We start from the raw sequence: 20,348 nt of genomic DNA, 5'->3' as shown, positions 1-20,348 counted from the left end.
ATTGGACTTGAAAGAGTTAACGCGACGTTCTAGTTGGATGCTCTTCTCACAGCTATTACAATATCCGGATACAGCGTGGCACGACACCGCGGACGAGATGTACGTGAATTGGTGCCATTTGATTCAAGACGAAGAAGCTGAGTCAGCAAAGTCGCTGCAAGAGCTTGCGGGTCAATGTCTTGCTGAATTTGCGGGGATGGATGCGGAAGCAATTACAGCGGCTTATGTGAAGACCTTTGATTTTAGCAAAAAAGCAAATTTGTATTTGACTTACGGACAGCTCGGGGATGATCGTGAACGCGGTCCGGCATTATTGAAGTTAAAACAAGTGTATGAGGAAGAAGAGATCGTCCTCGATACGGATGAATTACCGGATTATTTGCCGCTGGTATTGGAATATGTCGCGGTAGCGAGCGAGGATCGCGGGATTGGCTTGCTGGTCTCGTTCCGGAAAGCGTTAGAGAGTATCCGAGATGCGCTCCACCATATGCGTAGTCCCTATCGACATGTGCTCGATGCAATGCTATTCCTCATGGATCAATCGGACATGACAGAAGGATCCTTTGATATGACAGCATTTGTCGGATGCGGAAGCACTTCACCTTCACTTGGATGCGGACCAATGTGGGCGACTGCAGGGTACGGTGACGTAGGGAGGAATGCGTAATGTCGTGGGGAAGTCAGTTTCTCTGGGTGATCTATCCCTATATCATTCTCATCATCTTTCTGGTTGGACTCTATTATCGATACCATACGGATCAGTTCGGTTGGACGGCGAAATCGAGCGAAATGCTCGAGAAGAAGAAGCTTCGATGGGGAAGCAATCTATTTCATATCGGGATCATGCTCGTCTTCTTCGGTCATGTCGGCGGGATTCTGATTCCGAAGACGTGGCTTGAAGCGCTCGGTGTCTCGGATCATCTGTATCATACGTTGGCACTCTGGATCGGATCTGCAGCGGGACTGATGACACTCATCGGTTGTATCATTCTCGTGATTCGCCGATTCTCGGATGCTCGAATTCGTAGAACGAGCAGCTTCGGCGATATGCTGTCGATTATTTTGCTCACGTTGATCGTGGTGGTAGGCATGGCAGCGACACTGTTCAATATGACAGGAAGCTCTGAATTCGATTATCGGGAGACGATTGGACCGTGGATGCGCGGTGTGCTGCTATTTATGCCAGATTATACGTTAATGAATACCGTGCCTATCATCTTCAAAGTTCATATTATTCTGGGTCTAGCGCTATTTGCTGTATTTCCTTTTACAAGACTCGTACACATGCTAAGCTTGCCGATCAAATACCTATCACGCAGTTATGTGGTGTATCGTAAACGTAGATAATCATTCAGAGAGGGCGGTGCTCGGATGTTAACAGGTATTATACTGGCTGGAGGCCGCAATTCTCGGATGAATGGTCGGAATAAAGCGTTCTTGAACTACGAAGGAGAGCGTTTTATTGAACGGCAAATCAAGGTGATGCGTTCGATCTGTACTAGATTGATCATCGTAACGAACGATGTTTCATCTTATTCAAAATGGGTAACGAACGATATTATTTTTATTCCGGATGTTTATGCAGGGCATGGTCCACTTAGCGGGTTTCATGCCGGTTTTTTACACGTCGAGTCGGAATTTGCTTGGGTCGTTGGGTGTGATTATCCGAAACTATCTGCTTCGGCTGCCTTGTGGATGTTATCTCGGCTAAGGGCAAGCGATTATGACGCGGTTCTCCCCGTTGTCGATGGCAAGCATCAAATGCTGCATGGGGTGTATCGACCTCATCGGATGCTGCCATCTATCATTCAGAGACTCGAATCACACCAGTACCGGTTATCCGGATTACTGGATTCGATGCATTGGCTCGGTCTAGGGGAGAGCGATTGGACAGAAGCGGGAATTGACTATCATTTTACAGCAGATGTAGATACACCAGAGCAATATGCGGCATTACTGCAAGAGCGGAAAGGAGATAGCGACTCTCATGTCTCATGATCGGTATAGCAGACAACAGAAATTCGGTCCAATCGGCACTGCAGGTCAACAAGCATTAATGGCTAAGCATGTTCTGATCGTTGGAGCGGGTGCGCTGGGCTCCGGGAATGCGGAACTATTGGCACGATCAGGCGTCGGAACGATCACGATCATCGACCGTGATTACGTGGAATGGAGTAATCTCCAGCGGCAGTCGCTCTACTGCGAGCAGGATGCGATCGATCAATTGCCCAAAGCTGTAGCGGCGGCGAATCGGTTAAGGCAGATCAATTCCGATATCACCGTACATGCGCATGTTATCGATTGTACAGCCTCTGATCTTATCGCGCTGCTAGATCATTCGAAGGTAGACTTGATGCTCGATGCAACAGACAATTTTTTCATTCGATATATCCTGAATGATGTCGCCTATCGATACCAAATCCCGTGGATCTACGGTGCTTGCTCTAGCAGTTATGGTGCGGTGTGCAGCTTCATTCCGGGGCAGTCGCCATGTCTGCACTGCGTGTTGGAACGGATGCCGATCGGCTCTGCGTCATGTGAACGAGAGGGGATTATTGCTCCGGCGGTGCAGATGGTCGTGGCCATGCAATCGGCTGAAGCGCTCAAATGGCTGTCTGGGAATCGAGCGCAGATGTCGGAACGATTTACTGTCTTTGATCTTTGGTCGAACATGCACCAATCCATTCAAATGAATATGGCGGGGAAGCGTGCGTCTTGCCCGACATGCGGGGCACAACCAAGCTATCCTTATCTGAAGTCGGAGTCGGCGATGAGAACAGAGGTGTTATGCGGTCGTTCTTCGGTCTGGATACGTTATCCGCGACAAGAGCCGCTAGATTTGAATCTGGCAGCTTCACATGCCGTGCAGTTGCAGGCCGAAGTGAAGTCGAATTTGTATCTCCTTCAAATTCAAGAGGGCGAATATCGCATGGTTATTTTCCAAGATGGTAGAGCACTGATACATGGCACCTCCGATCCGCTCGAAGCCAAGAAGCTGTATCATCGATACTTAACCTAGCAAATTATTTTGTAGTAGAAAAGTCAGGAAGGTGAGCTTATGAAAATATTATGTTTTGCCCATTTGAGTGATCAGTTAGGCGCATCCAGCATGGAGGTAGAACTTGGTCCGATCTCGGTAGCAGATTTCATTGATGAGCTAAAGAACCGCTATCCGGCTCTGCTGCTCGATCATGTCATGATTGCAGTCAATGAACAGTTTGTTGATTCGTTCTATGTCATAGCGCCGAATGATACGGTGGCATTGCTGCCTCCAGTCAGTGGGGGTTAAGAAAGGGGTCATACAGTTGATTGGGGAAGAATTAACGCATTTCAATGACCAAGGCCGAGCTCATATGGTCGACGTAACGGACAAAGCCGAGACGAAGCGTCTCGCGATCGTAAAGAGTCAGATTCACATGCGTAAAGAGACGTTACGACGCATTCAAGAAGGGTCAATCGGCAAAGGGGATGTGCTGGCAGTAGCGCAAGTGGCGGGCATTATGGCAGCGAAGAAGACTGCAGATCTTATTCCCATGTGCCATCCGCTTCCGCTCACAGGCATTGATATTACGTTCGAGGTTGAGAATGAGCAGACGTTATCTATTCGAGTACAGGTGAAGACGACGGGGGTTACGGGGGTCGAAATGGAAGCCTTAACGGCAGCCCAAGTCGTAAGTCTCACCATCTATGATATGTGCAAAGCGATTGATAAGGACATGGTGCTAGGCACGACCTATGTGGAACAAAAACAAGGCGGTAAAAGCGGCGATTATGTGCGTGAGAACAAGTAAGCGCGTTGAGTTAGGAGTGAACGAATGAATAGATCGATGTTTGTGATAACGGATCAACCGATCGTTCCGGAAGAAGTCTCAAATAAAGTGAAACGCAGGGAAGCCGGAGCAATTTCGTTATTTCTAGGCACAGTGCGTGAATTGACCTATGGCAAACGGACCTTATATCTCGAATATGAAGCCTATCCGACCATGGCGGTCGCGCAATTGGAGCGGATTGGGCAAGAGGTACGTGAATGCTGGGCAGATACCGTTGTTGCGGTGACACATCGCGTAGGCCGGTTAGAGATATCGGATATCGCTGTCGTGATCGCCGTATCCTCACCGCATCGTAAAGCGGCTTATGAAGCGAATGAATACGTCATTGAACGGATCAAACAGATTGTGCCCATTTGGAAAAAAGAACATGGTGAAGACGGCTCTGAGTGGATTGGTGATCAATTGAATCAACAGGTCTACCAAAACGGACGCCCATTGTTATCAGATATACCGAAGGAAGATCAGAAGTAACTTCGGAAAGGAGTGCAGAAGGATGAACATTCCCCGTTTAATCGATAAATATGGTCGAGAGCATCATTATTTGCGGATATCGGTGACCGATCGTTGCAATCTGCGCTGCATCTACTGTATGCCTGAAGAAGGGATGGAATTCGAGCCATCGGAGAAGATCCTGACGTTCGAAGAAATTGCCGAAGTCGTGCGTGTCGTTGCGGACATGGGGATTCATAAAATCCGGTTAACGGGCGGTGAACCGTTAGTGCGGAAGAACCTGGAACAGCTCGTGGCGATGATTGCGAGCATCCCCGGGATTGAAGATATCGCACTGACGACGAATGGAATGTTCCTTGCGCCAAAGGCGAAAGCGTTGAAGGATGCCGGGCTTACGCGCGTCAATATTAGCTTGGATTCCCTTCAGCCAGACCGGTTCAAGATGATTACGCGCGGCGGAGATGTTAGAAAGGTGTTTAATAGCATAGATGCTTGCGTGAAGGCGGGCTTAAGTCCAATCAAATTAAACGTGGTGCTCATGAGAGGGTTGAACGATGATGAGATCGCAGATTTTATCCGTTTAACATTGGATCGTGAAATTCATGTCCGATTCATTGAATACATGCCGATTGGACATAGCGATGCGACGTGGAAAAATTTGTACTTGCCGCTCTCGAGGGTGATGGAAGTCTGTGCAGAGCAGCAATGGGATTATGGTCCGGTAGCGACGATTCAAGGAAATGGCCCTTCGGAGAATTACCGCCTGGACGGAGCACCTGGAAGTTTTGGATTGATTCACCCGGTTAGCGAGCACTTCTGTCAGACTTGTAATCGACTGAGGCTAACTGCTGACGGCTATATCAAGCCATGCTTAGCTTGGACAGAGCAATTCCATGTTCGGCGTGCATTCGGGGATGATGAGGCGATGCGTCAGATGTTCTTGGATGCTATCGGTACGAAGCCTGAGAATCATGAAATGTCCCATTTTCTGAACGATGATGTAACGATTTCACACACGCCTACTGCGCGCAGAATGTCGCAAATTGGTGGATAGGAGAGAACGTATGAGACATTTATTAGCTAAAAGAAGATTGATCCTCGCTATGTTATTGATCTCGGTTCTTGCTATTTCGGCATGCGGCAACCAACAAGCTAGCAAGGAAACAGGCTCTAAAGAAGATGCTGTTGAGCTAACAGTCTCCGCGGCAGCCAGCCTAACGGATGCCTTGCAAGAGATTCAGAAGAATTATGAATCGAAGACGAACGGCGTGAAGCTTCATTTCAACTTCGGGGCATCCGGCGCCTTGCAGCAGCAGATTGAGCAAGGGGCACCCTTGGATCTCTTCCTCTCAGCCGCTTCGAAGAATATGAAAGCACTCGTCGACAAGCAACTGGTCGCGCCGGATCAACAGATGGACTTGCTAGCGAACGAGCTAACTGTCATTACGGCGGCTGAATCGTCTATTTCCGTACAAGAAGCGAAAGACCTGCTGAAAGCGGATATCCAGCAGATCGCGATCGGCATTCCCGAGACGGTCCCTGCTGGCAAATACGCTCAGGAAGCACTGATGAAAACTGGAGTATGGGATGATGTACAGCCCAAATTGGTCCAAGCGAAAGATGTGCGCCAAGTACTACAATATGTTCAGACTGGAAATGCAGATGCTGGATTCGTATACAAAACGGATGCGTTATCAACGGATCAAGTGAAGATTGTGTATACCGTAGATCCTGCATGGTATACACCGATTACTTATCCAATCGGTATCGTCCAAGGGACAACCCATTTCGAAGAAACTGAAAAATTCTACGTCTATCTTCAGTCGAAGGAAGCCATGGACGTCTTCCTGAAATACGGATTCTCCGTCCCGAAATCGAAATGAGTATGATGCAGATCGATTGGGCTCAGCTATGGACCCCAGTTCGATTATCTCTTCAGGTTGCACTGATCTCTAGTATCCTCAGCACGCTGTTTGGTGTTGCCATAGCGTGGCTGATGTCGAGAAGCTCTTTGAGGGGGAAGATGCTGCTTGAGACCATGTTCATGCTGCCTCTCGTCCTGCCGCCGACGGTTGTTGGGTTCCTGCTCCTCGTCGCGTTAGGACGGCGAAGCTGGGTCGGCCAGTTGGCAGAATGGCTATTCTCCGCGCCTATCATCTTCTCGTGGGGAGCTGCCGTCATTGCATCCGTCGTCGTATCATTTCCGCTAGTCTATCAGACGATGAAGACAGGCTTTCGTGCCATTGATCATCAACTCTTCGATGTCGCACGCTCGATCGGCGCGAGTGAATGGCAGGTATTTCGCTATATTACGCTGCCGCTTGCTTTTCCATCGATCATCACCGCCTATATCCTGAGCTTCGCTCGTAGTTTAGGAGAATTCGGGGCAACGCTGATGATCGCGGGCAATATTCCAGGGAAGACGCAGACCGTTCCTACGGCAATATTCGTTGCGGTCGATTCAGGGAATATGACTATGGCATGGTTGTGGACGATTTCTATGGTGGTTATTTCATTTCTATTGCTGCTCCTAACCGGACGGCAGCGAACATCATCATGAGGAAGTAGGTGAAGCAATTGAAGTCTACAAATAAGGGGATCGTAATTCCCCATGAACATGGTGGATGGGCGATGATCATCATCCCGTTCTTATTCGGAATGATGGCAGGGACTCCTCTGTGGAGTCATTTGTTATTGTTTATGGCTTGGTTGTTCTTATATTTGGCATCGTATCCCTTCCTACAATCCCTGAAGCGGCGAAAACAGCGTGATCATCTGCTGAAGTGGTCAGTTATCTATGGGATCATCGCACTGGCATCGCTCGCGTATCCGCTCTTCCTGAAGCCGGCGTTATGTTATTTTGGCATCCCATTCGTGCTGCTGTTGAGCGTGAACATCTGGCATGTGAAGCGTAAATCGGAGCGAGCTATCGTGAACGATCTATGTGCGATCCTAATCTTTTCTTTGGGAGGAGCTGCTGCTTATTTGTACGGCGGTGGCAATTGGAATACGACGATGCTGGCTGTTACGTTGTTTAACTTTTTGTATTTTATTGGGACGGCTTTCTTCGTGAAGACAATATTCCGCGAGCGTGGAAATAAAAAATGGGAAGCTACGGCTCGCATCTACCATGTACTGATTCTATTCGTGCCATGGTCATGCGGATATCCTTGGATGACACTTCCGTTCGTTGTCCCACTCATTCGCACGTTTCTCTTGGCAGGGAAGCAAGTGCGTCCGATGAAGGCAGGAATTATTGAGATTATTGGTGCCGTGCAGTTTATCATCATATCATGGATTATGTATTAATGAAGCCTACAGCTTCGGCTAACGCTTTATCCGACAGCTTGGAGAAACAGAGTGTCTTGATCTTTCTTAACGTTTGCCCTATTCAGTAAGGTAGTAGCGCTGGTTCGCTGAACTAACGAACAGGATAATTCTATTATAATTGTTTTCACCATCCAGTTTATCAGTATAGGCTGTTAAACTGATTATTGAAGTATCTAGTTTTGACTTCCATTGGGAAGGTTGGTTAATTTGATTGAACTTCGAGAAGATGAATTTCGCAACATTTTAGGTATTTTAGGACAACCGGAAGGCATCCATAATGTGTTCGTCTATTCTGTCATTGATCGAAAGCAACAGGGGAAGGTGTTTGTAAATAATAGGAATTACCCAACAGCAGGTTTAGTTATCAACAAGGGTGGTTGTTATTACGTTTTCGGCAATGTTTCTGACAATGCCTTTAATAACGACTTAATTGCATATTTGAGCAATCCATCAAACCACGCGAATTTCTTCGACTTGTATTTGTCATCGGATGAATGGTTAACCATTCTCAAGCGCGCGCTAAAGGGAAACGTTGTCCAGCTAAAAAGAAACCATTATATGCTAGAGGAGATTTCCTTAAAAGTTCGAGATATTCAGATCCCTAAGGAATTTCAGCTTAAGTCAGTAGATGAAAATCTGTTTAATAAGTATCGCGATCAAATAGATAAATCGTATTCGCACTTGTGGGGTTCATCGGATAGCTACCTGAATCATGCTTTTGGTTATTGCCTTCTTAAGAATGATGACTTTGTGAGTGTGTGCAACACGTTTTATATTGGTGGCAACTTCATCGCTCCAGATATCCTTACAATGAGTGAATTCCGAAATAGGGGACTAGCCACTGTAGTATGTTCGTATTTTCTATCACGGAGTGTCGAATTAGGATTAACACCATATTGGGATTGTGACGCTGGAAATGACGCATCAAATCGACTAGCACAAGCATTAGGTTTTCGACATGTAGGCAATGTTCCGATTTTATGGTGGCATGAAAATAAACAAGTTATCGAGAATTATCTCAAGAAGTATCACTACGTGTAGATGCGCTGCAAAGATACCTATATCGTTGCAATAGGGGATATATAATAAAAGGAGAGATGCTATGACTTATAACGAGGTTGTTAAAATCGGTGATGCATATTTACTGCCGTTAGTATCAGAGTTGTATGGATTAGAAGGCCATGCAATTCAGCAAATTCCGCCACATGAAGGAGGACGGAATGTCGTCTATACCTGTGAGAAAGAAGGTGCGGGCGCAAAAATACTTCGAATTGCGTTCTTGCCTGACAGGAGTCGTGAAGATTTTCTTGGTGAAACGGAATATGTCAGGTATCTATTTGAGCACGGTGGCAGCGTCTCAAATGTCATAAGCTCCCGGAAGGGGAATCTGCTGGAAGAGATAACTCATCAGAATCACACCTTTTATGTCTGTCTGTTTGAAAAGGCCAAGGGAAAAATGCTAGTAGAAAATAATTATCGGTACCGGGAAGGAGCTCCGATTACCGAATATTACTATAACTGCGGTAAAGTCCTGGGAAAATTGCACCAAATATCGAAAGAATATAATCCTGTTCATCGTCGGTATAGTTTTTTTGATAAATACAATGCCGAATATATCGATAAGCTGATACCCGACTCCTTATCTCTGCTTAAAGAGAAGCTGGTAGATCTGCTAAAAACCTTAAAAGGATTAGACAGGAACCAAGAGTCTTTCGGCATGATCCATTTTGATTATAACGATGGGAATTATTCGATAGATTTTGATACCGGACAAATCACCGTCTATGATTTCGACAATTCATGTTACTGTTGGTATATGTTTGACCTGGCAGGTCTCTGGATAAGCGGAGTGGGCTGGATACAATTCGAACCAGACGTCAGTAAGCGTAAAAAGTTTATGGATGATTATTTTGAAATCGTCCTCGCGGGATACAGTTCCGAGACCAAGATCGAAGATTCGATGTTGGATAAGTTGCCCTTATTTATTCAGGTAAGCATCATGGAAAATATAGTTGATTCATTCGAGGTGATGCGGAACAATGGTGAAGAGCCAGAGTGTGACGAGGAACTGTCGTATCTTATAAAATGCATGGAAGACGATATCCCGTATAAGGGATTCTTCCATGAAATTTACTCGTGTGAAGAACCCTTTGAGTATGAGGAACGAGATATTTAGTCTATATGTAGCAGCCGTTGATAATTTGATAAGAGATCTTATAAATGTAAAATACACCCTTAACATACACAAGGCTGCCGGTGCAACAATCAATCGGCAGCCTTGAGCCAATTACCATACCTTTTTCCATAGTTCACGGTAGCAGATGGTTTCAAAGCCGATAGCGGTATAAAATTCAGGAACACCTCCGAAGCAATAGGTTGCACCTAACGCTTTTGATTTTTTCATTCCTTCTGTAAGTGCAATAGTGGCAAGTCCCATCTTGCGATATTTAGGAACGGTGGCTAAAGGTTCAAGATATGCATACTTATTTTCCTCATCGAGCCACATTCCTGCAAAGCAGGCATAATCGCCATTTGGAGCCTTTATTACGGTTGTAAGGTCTTTTCTGAAATTCGGACCGCTTTGCATCAGCATTCGGCAGTCAATATCGTTATCAGGAATACCTCCATGGTCAAAGCCTTTCCAGAGACAATCATGAATTTTCTTATAGTCGTTTTCATCCTCTAAGGAAATTATAGAAAAACCTTCTGGTAACTTGACGTTTAGGAACGAATTGTTATTGGAAAATATCCGTACTGGTTCGGTATGTACCTTCGTATAACCGTTCCTTGACAATAGTTCAATTTTCTCTGTTTCCTTATTAGTCACCCAAACAGAAAGGGTGTGCTTGTCGTTATCAACAACAGACAACTCCTTTTCTGCATATGCAAGCATTTCAGACAAAAGAAATGTATACTCACGGTCAGTTACCAGAAAGCATTCACCGATATTCATTTCAAAGCAAGCAATACCGACAAGTGTACTGCCATTTTCCCAAAGTCCGAAACGGTGTGTTAACTGGTGATGAAAGCAGGGATGCGTATGTGCGTATTCAAAAAACTGTGGCAAAAGGTAACTGTTCAATGTATCAAATGAATAATTATCCGTAAGAAAACGGTGAACTGAAGAGAAATCCTTAAGAAGTTTATATCTTCTACTATAGATACATTGTTCCATAATAAATATCTCCTTTTTCAATAACTATCCCTATTAAGTATTGTTCTTGCTTAAAACTATAACAAGAGAAATGTTTATTATAGTTGTTCTTTATTTAGCGATATCGGTAACAGTTTGCTATGATCAGGTGAGTGTCTCTATAAAATCTGCAATCGATCGTGCAATGAAAAGCGAGGAACGAAACCCTATGTCCCAGGAAGAAGTGCTAAAAGGCGGAAATGTAAATCATATCGTCCGTATAGGAAACACTGTTCGCCGCCCAACGGGGGATTGGAGTCCAAGTGTTCATGAACTGCTCAAACATTTAGAAAAACAAGGCTTTGAAGGAGCGCCAAGATTTCTCGGAATCGATGATTCTGGCCGTGAAATATTGACATTTATTACTGGAGATGTTGCTCAACCAGAACTTGAACCGTACATCTGGTCGGACGATACGCTTGCGGGTTTGGCGCGCCTTTTGCGTCAGTTCCATGATGCGACTCAATCGTTTACTTTCAATAGCGAGGACAAATGGCAGCTTAAATACGCGAATGAAGCCGAGTACGAAGTAATCTGTCATAATGACGCAGCGTTTTACAATCTTGTCAATCGAAATGGAGAGCCAGCGGCGCTGATTGATTTTGACATGGCAGGTCCAGGTCCGCGTCTGTGGGACATTGCGTATACTCTATACACATCGGTTCCGCTTGGCGGTTTCACACCTGACCGTTCTTCTGGAACAGTGAATGTAGTAGCATACCAACGTGATAAACATGCTGCAGAGCGCCATCGGCGAATTCATTTGTTTTTTGAATCTTATGGAATTCCCGTCCCCAATAATTTGCAAGAGTGGATTATTCAACGGTTGATTGTACTGTGTGATACGTTGAAAAATTTTGCCGCTAACGGAAACCAAGCCTTTCAAAAAATGATTGATGAGGGTCACTTGGATCACTATGAGAATGAAGTTCGTTTTTTAAAAGATCATTTCAATGATTGGAAATAGAAATCGAATATACGGAGTACAAAACCTTCTATTGGGAGCAAACGAGAATTAGTTGCTCTACTAGGAGGTTTTTTGATTTTTAACTTATATTTGTTTATCCAGTCTTTTCTCAACTAACGGGCAGCATTCCTATATCTATAAAAAATTCGAACGTGGCTTTAAAAGGTATTATCTGAATATATGCTGAATACAGTTTTATGAACTACAGCCTAACCTAAAACCAATAGGAGAGAGTATGCCGACACCCATGTGTACTTCGCCACGCAGAGGACAATGATTAGAATTTGCAAAGGGAGTGATGAATTTATGGGAAAGCGTCTAATGCTAGTTGTCTTGATGACCTGCGTTGCACTAACGGTGATTTCGCCTGCCATGGCACAGACAAGAGCTTCCGGCGAGACATTGTTGAAGGGTGATCTGAACAAACAAGTCGGACAACTGAATATGGACATAGATACGATTGATTCATTGAAGATGAAACAATATCTTGTAAGTGTGCGTGATCAAGCTAATGAATTATTGTCTTCTACTACTACCCAAGAAGATAGCTCTAATACCCGGAAGAAGCTGAATTATGCGTTGAAGTTAGCAAACGATTTCAAAACGGTTGGCAGCAAGCTTTGGACGAATTCTCCCTTTGTTGTCTATAATGTTCCGGCGGTAAGCCCGGTCAAACGACTTCCGGACCTGCTTCCTGAAGACGGGAAAATCAGCGACCAACTTTCCATCATTTCGGCGCAAGGCGAATTTGAAGCGGCTTCTTTTGTGCTTGCCCCGCTGGGCGATGTGAATGCAGTTACCTTTACTGTGAGCGATCTGACGGGCGAGAAAAGTACGATTCCGGCAAATGCGGTAGATCTGCATGTTGTAAAAACCTGGTACCAAGGCGGGACGGCATGGCAAAGCTATTTTGCCGACTCTGCTAAAAGTGTGCTGGTGCCTGAACTGTTGCTGCACGACGAAAATTTGATCAAAGTCGATCATGCCCGATTGGGAAATTCGTTGCGTATCGATTATCCTGATGGGGCGAAATACGTGGACATTTCTAATATTCCGGCAACCAAGTTTAACACATATAACGAGCCGGTTGCAGACAGCCCTACGCTTCTTCCGATCGCGCTTAGGCAAGGAGAGTCCAAACAGATGTGGTTGACCTCACATGTCCCCAGTGAAACACCGGCGGGTACATATACTGGCACGATCGATATTTTTGCAGACGGAATTTCTACCGGACAAATTTCGTTGAGGATTCGCGTGCTGCCGTTCGAGCTTCCCCAACCAAAGACGTATTATGATTTGAACAAAGACTTTTACGTCATGCTCTACCATGGAAGCCGAGTCAAAGAAAATTTGAAAGCGGCGAATGGGAATATGAAACTTGTAGAATCCAAGCTGCTGAACGATTACCGCAACTTGGCTGACCATAACGTGCTCAACATTCCGGGCCCGTTATATTCAATCGAGGACAAAGCTGCCTTCACAAAGCAGATCGATCTGATGCAGCAAGCCGGACTCAGCCTGAATCCGCTCTTTGGCGTCAGGCAGACATTTGCTCCTTATGAGATTTTCACAAAATATAACGGTTATCTATCGGCTAAAGCCGCTTATGAAGCGAACCCGACCGAAGAGAATAAGCTTAAGATGGATAAACTTTACACCGAATGGCGCAAAGGGATTGATACCCATAAAGCGTCGTTGGATGATGCGATTAATTTTGTTTCCAATTATGTCGGCCATACCAATCTCTATTTCGACGGATGGGATGAGCCGGGCTGGTCGATGCTTCAGTACGAGCAGGAGCTGTGGCAATATATACAGGATAAAGGGTTCAAAGTATTTTCTACAGGCAATGAGAGCCACTACCGGCTAGATGTAAAAGAGAATTTCTTGAATATAGTTGGCGAACCGACGCGCGAGAAAGCGGAGACCTGGCATAGTTTCGGCGACGACAAGATCATTACTAACTATGCTTACCCGCACACAGGTCCCGAGAACCCTGACTTGATGCGCCAACGTCATGGAATGTGGGTATACAAAGCGAATTATGATGCTACTTACAATTATATTTTTTATGAGGGACCTCCGAACATCTGGAACGACAACTCCATTCAGGATGAATTCCGCAACTTCAATCTGGTTTATCCGACCCAGACGGATTTGATCGACACCATCGCCTGGGAAGGCTATCGCGAAGGCATTGACGACATTCGCTATGCGACGAAGCTCAAGCAGCTTGCTGCGGATGCCATTGCCTCGGGTCAGCAGGAACGGGCAAACGCCGCAAACAACGCCTTAACCTGGTTGGAGGAAGTCGATGAGCGTTCGACGAATCAAGATTTGCTGCGGTTAGAGATGATCCGTCATATTTTGCATATGATTGACTTGGAAAAGAAAGCGCAATAGGCAGAGGCATAGCGCTATTATTGTCCTGTTCACCAGCCGGGCGCAGCCTTCTTAAGAACATTGGAAACGACGTTCAAATATAAGCTGATACTGGATTCCGCCGAGAAGCAGCTCAAGGAACTCGGCATCATAAACTAGGAAGGACGGGCAACGGGGAGTGAATTTACTTTCCGTTGCCTGCTCCATGTCAGGAGTATGAATCCGATGGAGAATATTCGAATTACCGACAACTACGCAGGAGGAAATATTCGCGTTATTGCGCAAGAAGGCGATCTGGTGAAGTTAGAGCAGGACATCCGGGATACGTCAGGCTGGTGGTTTTATTGGAATTTCTGCGCGGAAGCGGATCAGGCGCAGACAGTCGTATTTGATTTTCTCAACGGTGAAGTCATAGGTCCATGGGGTCCTGCTTTCAGCACGGACGGCATTATTTGGCAATGGCTTGGTACCGATTCGCTAATTTCCCGGCAATCGTTCCGATACTCGTTCACAGAGGGGGAGCGCGCCTACTTCAGCTTCTCGTTACCTTATCAAATGCATCATTTTGAACGATTCTATTCCCGCATCTCCGATAATCCGGCTGTCCGGCGGCAAGTTCTTGTGCTTTCGGAACAATTGCGGCCCGTTCCGCTGCTTGTCATCGGCAATGCTGCCGCCCGCAAACATATTATGTTCACTTGCAGACATCACGCATGTGAGTCTCCGCCCTCTTATATGCTGGAAGGGCTGTTGTACTATTATTTGTCGCAAGCTGAATCGCCGGTATTGCAGCAATTTGCCATCCATTGTGTCCCATTCGTTGATCTGGATGGCGTAGAGAACGGCGACCAGGGCAAAGCGCGCCAGCCTCACGACCATAATCGGGATTACGTCGCTGCCGCTCGCTATGAAGCAACTGCAGCCATTGCCGAATACGCGAAATCGCTTGAGCTAGTGGCAGGGATTGATTTGCATAGCCCATACAAATGGGGAGAACGAAACGATTTCCCTTTTATCGTTAAAAGGGGATCGCCCGTGAAAGGTGAAATTGAACGGTTCAACGCATGTCTTGCTGCCGAAACTCGCAGTCGCGCTGCATCTGGGCAGATTTCTTATAGTTCCATACATGATATCGAGATGGGCGAAGATTGGAATCAGCCGAATGAAGCGACTTGCAGCGCATTTTTTGAAAGAACGGGTGCGCAGCTCGCCTTCTCATTCGAGTTTCCCTATTTCGGTAGTCACAATATGGTAATCACTCAGGACAATTGCCGCCAATTCGGTGCCGATTTTGCGCGGGCGCTGGAAGCGTATTTGCTGCATATTTGATGAATATGGGAGTGACCTGGAATGAAGTTTGAAATAGTACAAACCGATATTACCGTAGTTGGCGGCGGTTTGGCGGGTGTAAGCGCAGCCGTGGCAGCGGCCAGGCTCGGCCGCTCGGTGGCGCTTGTGCAGAACCGTCCCGTGCTTGGCGGCAACTCAAGCAGCGAGGTGCGGGTTTGGGTTAGCGGTGCGACATCGACAGGTACGCATCGATACGCCCGGGAAACGGGGATTATCGGCGAAATGCTCGTTGAGAACCAGTACCGCAATCCGGATGGCAACCCTTACTATTGGGATCTCGTCGTCCTTGAGACCGTACTTGCCGAGACGAACATCCGCTTGTTTCTTAATACCGATGTGCACGAAGTGGAAGCGGAAGGTACAGAAGCGTCCAGGACAATCCGCTCGGTAACCGGATGGATGATGGGAGCGGAACGGAAAATTCGTTTTGAAAGCAGCATGTACCTGGACTGTACAGGGGACGGACTGGTCGGTTTCCTGGCCGGTGCACAGTACCGTCTGGGCCGGGAAGCAAGAAGCGAATTCGGCGAACCATGGGCGCCGGAGTCGGCCGACGATATTACGCTCGGCAGCACATTGCTGTTCTATACGAAGGATGTTGGCCACCCGGTCAAATATGTACCGCCTGCGTTCGCCAAAGATATTGCCAAAACGTCGATTCCGATGCGGCGAGTTATCCAGAGCGGCGACTCCGGCTGTTTCTATTGGTGGATTGAGTGGGGAGGCGAATTGGACACCGTTCATGAAAATGAGCGAATTCGCGACGAATTGTGGTCGGTCATTTACGGCATATGGGATTATATTAAAAACTCGGGCAACTATGATGCGGAGCAGCTGACGTTGGAATGGGTCGGGGCTATCCCGGGCAAGCGCGAATACCGCCGGTTTGTCGGCGATTATATTCTCCAGCAGCACGATATTATCAAGCAGACCCGATTTTTCGACAGGGTTGCGTTCGGAGGTTGGTCGATCGACCTGCATCCGCCGCAAGGTATGTATGCGACAGAGGAAGGTTCGAAGCATCTGTTTTCCGACGGTATTTACCATATTCCGTTCCGTTCGCTCTACTCGGTCAATGTCGACAATATGCTGATGGCCGGTCGGAATATTAGCGCGACACACGTAGCTTTCGGTACGACGCGAGTCATGGCGACGTGCGCGGTAATGGGCGAGGCAGCCGGGACCGGTGCGGCGCTCTCTGTTCAGAAAGGCATTACGCCAAGGGAATTATGTCGCGATCATCTGGAAGAACTGCAGCAGACCTTGCTGCGCCAGGATGCAGCCATCATCGGAGTAGCAAATCGCGATACGCACGATTTGGCGCTCGGCGCTGCAGTAACTGCTTCCGGTTCGTTAAGGCGCATCGCCATCGAGCAGCCGCACGAGCTTCACCAGTTGCACGAGGATGCGGGTTTGCTGTTTCCGGTCGCTCCCCAGCTTGAAGGTCTCGAACTATTGGCGGATGTCGCTGCTGAAACCTTGCTGGAAATTGAGCTGTGGGATACCGGCCGGGCGGAAAATTATGTACCGCATTCGCTCATTGCAGCTTGCAGCATACAAGTGCGCCCCGGCAAGCAGCAATGGATCGCCGCTGACTTGTCTTGGAGGCCGCAGGAGGATCAGAACGCCTTCGTCGTTGTCAAGGCGAATCCGCATGTCGCCTTGTGGTTATCCCAAAAGCCGTTGTTCGGCGTGCTCGGTTTTGTCAGACAGTCGGAGCCTGTTGTCGCCAAATTGAGCGAGGGACAGTACGTAGCCCAGCCTGTAAGGGACTGGCTCATGCGCCCTGTTGCCCGCAAACCGTTCTGTTTCCGCGTCACAGGAGAAACAACGGCATATAGCGCCGACAAAGCGAACGACGGCTACAACCGTCCATATAGGGGACCGCATGTATGGTTGTCCGATCCTTTGACGGCTTCTGACGAAGGCGCAGATCGTTGTATGGCTGCGGAAGGTGAAGCTGGCACGAATGGTTCGGAAAGCGCGGAGGCAGGAAATGATGCTGCTGGACGTGAAGCCTGGCTGCAATTGTCCTGGAATCGCCCGATCCGCTTGTCGGAAGTGCACCTCACCTGGAACGACGATGTGAATGAATATTTGATCAATCTTCACTTCATGCGCACGCCGTTCGATATTTTTCCCGAGCTGGCTGCGGACTATCGTCTTGAGGCATATGTGGACGGACATTGGATAACGTTACACAGGGAGACAGCGAACCGAAAACGAAAACGGATCCATCGTTTCTCCCCAGCAGAGGCCGATCGGTTGCGCGTCGTCATTGAACGAACGAACGGCAGTCCGCATGCGGAGCTGGCGGAAATCCGCGTGTATGAGTAAGATCGGGTCCCACGAACAAGTATTTCAAAATTGGGTGCCATCGCAGATACTAAGGTTCCAAGCTAAGTCTCTCGTTTTCATCTAAATCGAGCGAGAGAGGGAGCCGGATAAGAATGGTTGAATCTCCGAATAATAAATCAGGACAAAAAATGCAATGACAATCCAACGAAGGAGTAACGATAAATTTTTTGACCCGAGCAGAATAACTGCAGTAATAAATAAAACGCCGATGTGATGATATTTGTCCGTCGGCGTTATTTGCGAAATTTATATAGTGACTTCGTCTAGGAGGAATAACGTATTGGAAGTACTGATGACCGTGATTTTGTTACTCGTGTGTTTAGTTATTTCAAATATCATTAGCCACTACTTGCCATTCATTCCTACCGCATTGACGCAGATTGCTTTCGGTATCATCATCGCAATCGTTTTTCAGGAAATTCAATTGGAAATCGAAACAGAGTGGTTTTTGCTTCTTTTCGTGGCTCCGCTTCTTTACAATGACGGCAGGCATTTTCCAAGAGATGAGCTATGGAACATGCGGGCCTCGATTTTCGGAAATGCGATTATTCTAGTTCTATTAACGACTATTGGTGGCGGATACTTTATCCATTGGCTTATCCCTAGCATTCCGCTTGCCGCAGCCTTCGCTTTAGCTGCCATCCTGTCGCCAACAGACGCGGTTGCGGTAAACGGCATCGCCAAGCGTATCCATCTTCCGGAGAAAGTAATGAATCTCACGCGAGGGGAATCGCTAATCAACGATGCTTCAGGGCTTGTGGCTTTTAACTACGCTGTGGCCGCAGTCGTCACGGGCTACTTCTCGCTGCGCGAAGCGATACTAGACTTTACATACATGTTTATCGCTGGTGCTGTCCTTGGACTTTTGCTTAGTTTACTGATGACATGGACCCGCTTTACACTGCGAAAAAAAGGTATTAGTGACGTAACATTGCATTCCTTGCTTCAATTATTAACGCCTTTCCTTATTTATATCGTTACCGAGGAGATGCTTCACGCTTCCGGTGTCATTGCGGTCGTCGTGGGAGGGATCGTCCACTCCTTGCTCCGAGAGAGAGCAGAACCTTTGTATGCGGAGGAACAGGTTCTTACAGAGAACATATGGTCCACGGTGTTGTTTATTCTGAATGGGGTTGTATTTTTGTTGCTCGGTTTGAACATTCCTCCGTCCATTCGCTTAACAGTTGAGGACCCATTCATTAACAATGGTCTCGCGATCGGATATGTTCTGGCGATCGGGACAGCGATACTCGCGATCCGGTTCGTATGGTCGTACATCTTTTCATATTACGAGCATCTTATTAAAGGAAATGAAGATACCAGCAGACCGACAATCAAAATGGCTTTGCTGGTGAGCTTCACAGGTGTTCGAGGGGCCATAACTATGGCCGGAGTATTGTCCATACCGATGCTGGTCGAGAGCGGTGCGCCGTTTCCCGAACGTTCACTCATTCTTTTCTTAGCGGCGGGCGTCATCTTGTTCACCCTGATCATTGCTACCATTTTTCTACCTTTATTAAACAAAGGAGAGACGTCAGAAGGGGAGATGTCTGGTTATTTAGATATAGAAAAAGCCAAAAACAGGCTCTTAGTAACTGCTATGAATCAGATCCGCTCTGAATTAAATGAGGACAACAAAATCGCGGTATATCGCTTGATGGATGGGTATAAGAAGGCATTCAATCGGACGCATTCTGTAGATGACAAAGAGTTCGAGAAAAAAATGATCGAAGTTCGATTGATGGCACTGAAAGCTGAGAGAAGATACATAGAGAATGCAATGGGTCAGCAAGAATTGGATGAAGAGTTATTCGAGATCTTTTTGAAGGTTCTTGAATTGCGTGAAGAAGCATTATCTCGAAATGGGGGTTCCCGTCTCAAATTTCTTGTAGGAAACGCCTTTCGAAACTGGAAGTTTTCAACCGGCAAGTTTCGTCGCAATCGTGAGGAAGATCAAATAGCCAAACGTCGAATAGGAAGGGACATCCAGCTGAAAGCCTCACAAGCAGCTCTTGAGTATTTGGAAGCCCATATAAAAGAGCATGAGGAAAGCATCGTATATTCAGTTATTCTCGACTACAAGCTATTGATCGAGCGACTTAAAGGATCATCCGAATACAATGAGACTGTCGAAGCGCAAAAAGAGGAGTTACGGATACGGGTGATGGACGCAGAACGCGCTGAGATTCACCGCATGTACGAAAACGGAGAAATCAGTAACGAACAAGCGAGAGATTTGAGGAGAATGATCATATCCATCGAGAGCGTGACACTTTTCGAACATACGGAATAATTGGAAAACAGTTGATGTTCGAGAGTCCGCTTATTTGCTTATGCAATAGTTTCGGGGGATGAATTTTCCGCGATTGCCTTTGACAAAACCGGAACCTCAACAGATGGTAAGCCACGACATATTGAATGACATCGCAAGTATAGTCCCAAGAAAACCGCGCTCTGCGCGGTTTTTTGTTATGGATGCATTTAAAAA

The 20,348-nt window shown here is 46.8% G+C and carries 19 protein-coding genes; 18 read left to right on the top strand and 1 reads right to left on the bottom strand.

The window, feature by feature from the left end:
* Window positions 1-7 precede the first annotated feature (7 nt).
* The 13 genes from narJ to AC3WTP_RS11140 all read left to right on the top strand — a co-directional run bounded on the left by narJ (window position 8) and on the right by AC3WTP_RS11140 (window position 9,786).
* Entirely contained in the window at window positions 8-667 is a 660-nt protein-coding gene (gene narJ / locus AC3WTP_RS11200) for a nitrate reductase molybdenum cofactor assembly chaperone (protein ID WP_492394686.1), read from the top strand.
* A complete protein-coding gene (narI, locus tag AC3WTP_RS11195) occupies window positions 667-1,347 on the top strand; it encodes a respiratory nitrate reductase subunit gamma (protein ID WP_492394685.1) in 681 nt (226 codons plus the stop codon). Before narJ ends, narI begins: the two co-directional genes overlap by 1 nt.
* A gap of 24 nt (window positions 1,348-1,371) precedes the next feature.
* A complete protein-coding gene (gene mobA, locus AC3WTP_RS11190; RefSeq protein WP_492394684.1) occupies window positions 1,372-1,998 on the top strand; it encodes a molybdenum cofactor guanylyltransferase in 627 nt (208 codons plus the stop codon).
* Window positions 1,988-3,019: a ThiF family adenylyltransferase gene (locus tag AC3WTP_RS11185; protein ID WP_492394683.1), complete on the top strand. Its 1,032-nt coding sequence runs from the start codon at window positions 1,988-1,990 to the stop codon at window positions 3,017-3,019. Before mobA ends, AC3WTP_RS11185 begins: the two co-directional genes overlap by 11 nt.
* A gap of 39 nt (window positions 3,020-3,058) precedes the next feature.
* A complete protein-coding gene (locus tag AC3WTP_RS11180; protein ID WP_492394682.1) occupies window positions 3,059-3,289 on the top strand; it encodes a MoaD/ThiS family protein in 231 nt (76 codons plus the stop codon).
* A 19-nt stretch (window positions 3,290-3,308) separates the two neighbouring features.
* Window positions 3,309-3,791 carry a cyclic pyranopterin monophosphate synthase MoaC gene (moaC, locus tag AC3WTP_RS11175; RefSeq protein ID WP_492394720.1) on the top strand — a complete coding sequence of 161 codons (483 nt, stop codon included), beginning with the start codon at window positions 3,309-3,311 and terminating at the stop codon, window positions 3,789-3,791.
* A gap of 24 nt (window positions 3,792-3,815) precedes the next feature.
* Entirely contained in the window at window positions 3,816-4,301 is a 486-nt protein-coding gene (locus AC3WTP_RS11170) for a molybdenum cofactor biosynthesis protein MoaE (protein ID WP_492394681.1), read from the top strand.
* 22 nt (window positions 4,302-4,323) lie between these two features.
* Window positions 4,324-5,334 carry a GTP 3',8-cyclase MoaA gene (moaA, locus tag AC3WTP_RS11165; RefSeq protein ID WP_492394680.1) on the top strand — a complete coding sequence of 337 codons (1,011 nt, stop codon included), beginning with the start codon at window positions 4,324-4,326 and terminating at the stop codon, window positions 5,332-5,334.
* Window positions 5,335-5,344: 10 nt separating this feature from the next.
* Window positions 5,345-6,163 (top strand): molybdate ABC transporter substrate-binding protein, encoded by an 819-nt coding sequence (gene modA, locus AC3WTP_RS11160; RefSeq protein ID WP_492394679.1) that lies wholly within the window; start codon window positions 5,345-5,347, stop codon window positions 6,161-6,163.
* Window positions 6,160-6,840: a molybdate ABC transporter permease subunit gene (gene modB / locus AC3WTP_RS11155; protein ID WP_492394678.1), complete on the top strand. Its 681-nt coding sequence runs from the start codon at window positions 6,160-6,162 to the stop codon at window positions 6,838-6,840. Before modA ends, modB begins: the two co-directional genes overlap by 4 nt.
* A gap of 17 nt (window positions 6,841-6,857) precedes the next feature.
* Window positions 6,858-7,589 carry a YwiC-like family protein gene (locus AC3WTP_RS11150; RefSeq protein ID WP_492394719.1) on the top strand — a complete coding sequence of 244 codons (732 nt, stop codon included), beginning with the start codon at window positions 6,858-6,860 and terminating at the stop codon, window positions 7,587-7,589.
* Between the two features lie 228 nt (window positions 7,590-7,817).
* Window positions 7,818-8,651: a GNAT family N-acetyltransferase gene (locus AC3WTP_RS11145; protein WP_492394677.1), complete on the top strand. Its 834-nt coding sequence runs from the start codon at window positions 7,818-7,820 to the stop codon at window positions 8,649-8,651.
* 61 nt (window positions 8,652-8,712) lie between these two features.
* Window positions 8,713-9,786, top strand: coding sequence for a phosphotransferase enzyme family protein (locus tag AC3WTP_RS11140; RefSeq protein ID WP_492394676.1), 1,074 nt, complete (start codon window positions 8,713-8,715; stop codon window positions 9,784-9,786).
* A gap of 111 nt (window positions 9,787-9,897) precedes the next feature.
* Here AC3WTP_RS11140 and AC3WTP_RS11135 read toward each other — a convergent pair whose 3' ends face one another.
* The gene (locus tag AC3WTP_RS11135) at window positions 9,898-10,785 is read right to left on the bottom strand and encodes a GNAT family N-acetyltransferase (RefSeq protein ID WP_492394675.1); all 888 of its coding nucleotides are present in this window, start codon (window positions 10,783-10,785) and stop codon (window positions 9,898-9,900) included.
* 187 nt (window positions 10,786-10,972) lie between these two features.
* Here AC3WTP_RS11135 and AC3WTP_RS11130 point away from each other — a divergent pair, with 187 nt between their 5' ends.
* The 5 genes from AC3WTP_RS11130 (at window position 10,973) to AC3WTP_RS11110 (ending at window position 20,153) form a co-directional block, all read left to right on the top strand.
* Window positions 10,973-11,770 (top strand): phosphotransferase, encoded by a 798-nt coding sequence (locus AC3WTP_RS11130; RefSeq protein ID WP_492394674.1) that lies wholly within the window; start codon window positions 10,973-10,975, stop codon window positions 11,768-11,770.
* A gap of 306 nt (window positions 11,771-12,076) precedes the next feature.
* Window positions 12,077-14,173: a hypothetical protein gene (locus AC3WTP_RS11125; protein WP_492394673.1), complete on the top strand. Its 2,097-nt coding sequence runs from the start codon at window positions 12,077-12,079 to the stop codon at window positions 14,171-14,173.
* A 204-nt stretch (window positions 14,174-14,377) separates the two neighbouring features.
* On the top strand, window positions 14,378-15,481 hold the full coding sequence (locus AC3WTP_RS11120; RefSeq protein ID WP_492394672.1) for a M14 family zinc carboxypeptidase: 1,104 nt from the start codon (window positions 14,378-14,380) through the stop codon (window positions 15,479-15,481).
* A gap of 21 nt (window positions 15,482-15,502) precedes the next feature.
* Window positions 15,503-17,839 carry an FAD-dependent oxidoreductase gene (locus AC3WTP_RS11115; RefSeq protein ID WP_492394671.1) on the top strand — a complete coding sequence of 779 codons (2,337 nt, stop codon included), beginning with the start codon at window positions 15,503-15,505 and terminating at the stop codon, window positions 17,837-17,839.
* A 301-nt stretch (window positions 17,840-18,140) separates the two neighbouring features.
* Window positions 18,141-20,153, top strand: a complete 2,013-nt coding sequence (locus AC3WTP_RS11110) for a Na+/H+ antiporter (protein WP_492394670.1) — start codon at window positions 18,141-18,143, stop codon at window positions 20,151-20,153.
* Window positions 20,154-20,348 lie beyond the last annotated feature (195 nt).

It is taken from the genome of Paenibacillus sp. EB106-04-04-XG159 (assembly GCF_058791835.1).
This window is presented reverse-complemented; position numbering and strand designations above follow the sequence as displayed.

What these genes read in the sequence shown, in the direction of transcription:
- narI (WP_492394685.1), top strand. Translation starts at nt 667, where the DNA reads ATGTCGTGGGGAAGTCAGTTTCTCTGGGTGATCTATCCCTATATCATT.
- mobA (WP_492394684.1), top strand. Translation starts at nt 1,372, where the DNA reads ATGTTAACAGGTATTATACTGGCTGGAGGCCGCAATTCTCGGATGAAT.
- AC3WTP_RS11185 (WP_492394683.1), top strand. Translation starts at nt 1,988, where the DNA reads ATGTCTCATGATCGGTATAGCAGACAACAGAAATTCGGTCCAATCGGC.
- AC3WTP_RS11180 (WP_492394682.1), top strand. Translation starts at nt 3,059, where the DNA reads ATGAAAATATTATGTTTTGCCCATTTGAGTGATCAGTTAGGCGCATCC.
- AC3WTP_RS11170 (WP_492394681.1), top strand. Translation starts at nt 3,816, where the DNA reads ATGAATAGATCGATGTTTGTGATAACGGATCAACCGATCGTTCCGGAA.
- moaA (WP_492394680.1), top strand. Translation starts at nt 4,324, where the DNA reads ATGAACATTCCCCGTTTAATCGATAAATATGGTCGAGAGCATCATTAT.
- modA (WP_492394679.1), top strand. Translation starts at nt 5,345, where the DNA reads ATGAGACATTTATTAGCTAAAAGAAGATTGATCCTCGCTATGTTATTG.
- modB (WP_492394678.1), top strand. Translation starts at nt 6,160, where the DNA reads ATGAGTATGATGCAGATCGATTGGGCTCAGCTATGGACCCCAGTTCGA.
- AC3WTP_RS11140 (WP_492394676.1), top strand. Translation starts at nt 8,713, where the DNA reads ATGACTTATAACGAGGTTGTTAAAATCGGTGATGCATATTTACTGCCG.
- AC3WTP_RS11135 (WP_492394675.1), bottom strand. Translation starts at nt 10,785, where the DNA reads ATGGAACAATGTATCTATAGTAGAAGATATAAACTTCTTAAGGATTTC.
- AC3WTP_RS11130 (WP_492394674.1), top strand. Translation starts at nt 10,973, where the DNA reads ATGTCCCAGGAAGAAGTGCTAAAAGGCGGAAATGTAAATCATATCGTC.
- AC3WTP_RS11125 (WP_492394673.1), top strand. Translation starts at nt 12,077, where the DNA reads ATGGGAAAGCGTCTAATGCTAGTTGTCTTGATGACCTGCGTTGCACTA.
- AC3WTP_RS11120 (WP_492394672.1), top strand. Translation starts at nt 14,378, where the DNA reads ATGGAGAATATTCGAATTACCGACAACTACGCAGGAGGAAATATTCGC.
- AC3WTP_RS11115 (WP_492394671.1), top strand. Translation starts at nt 15,503, where the DNA reads ATGAAGTTTGAAATAGTACAAACCGATATTACCGTAGTTGGCGGCGGT.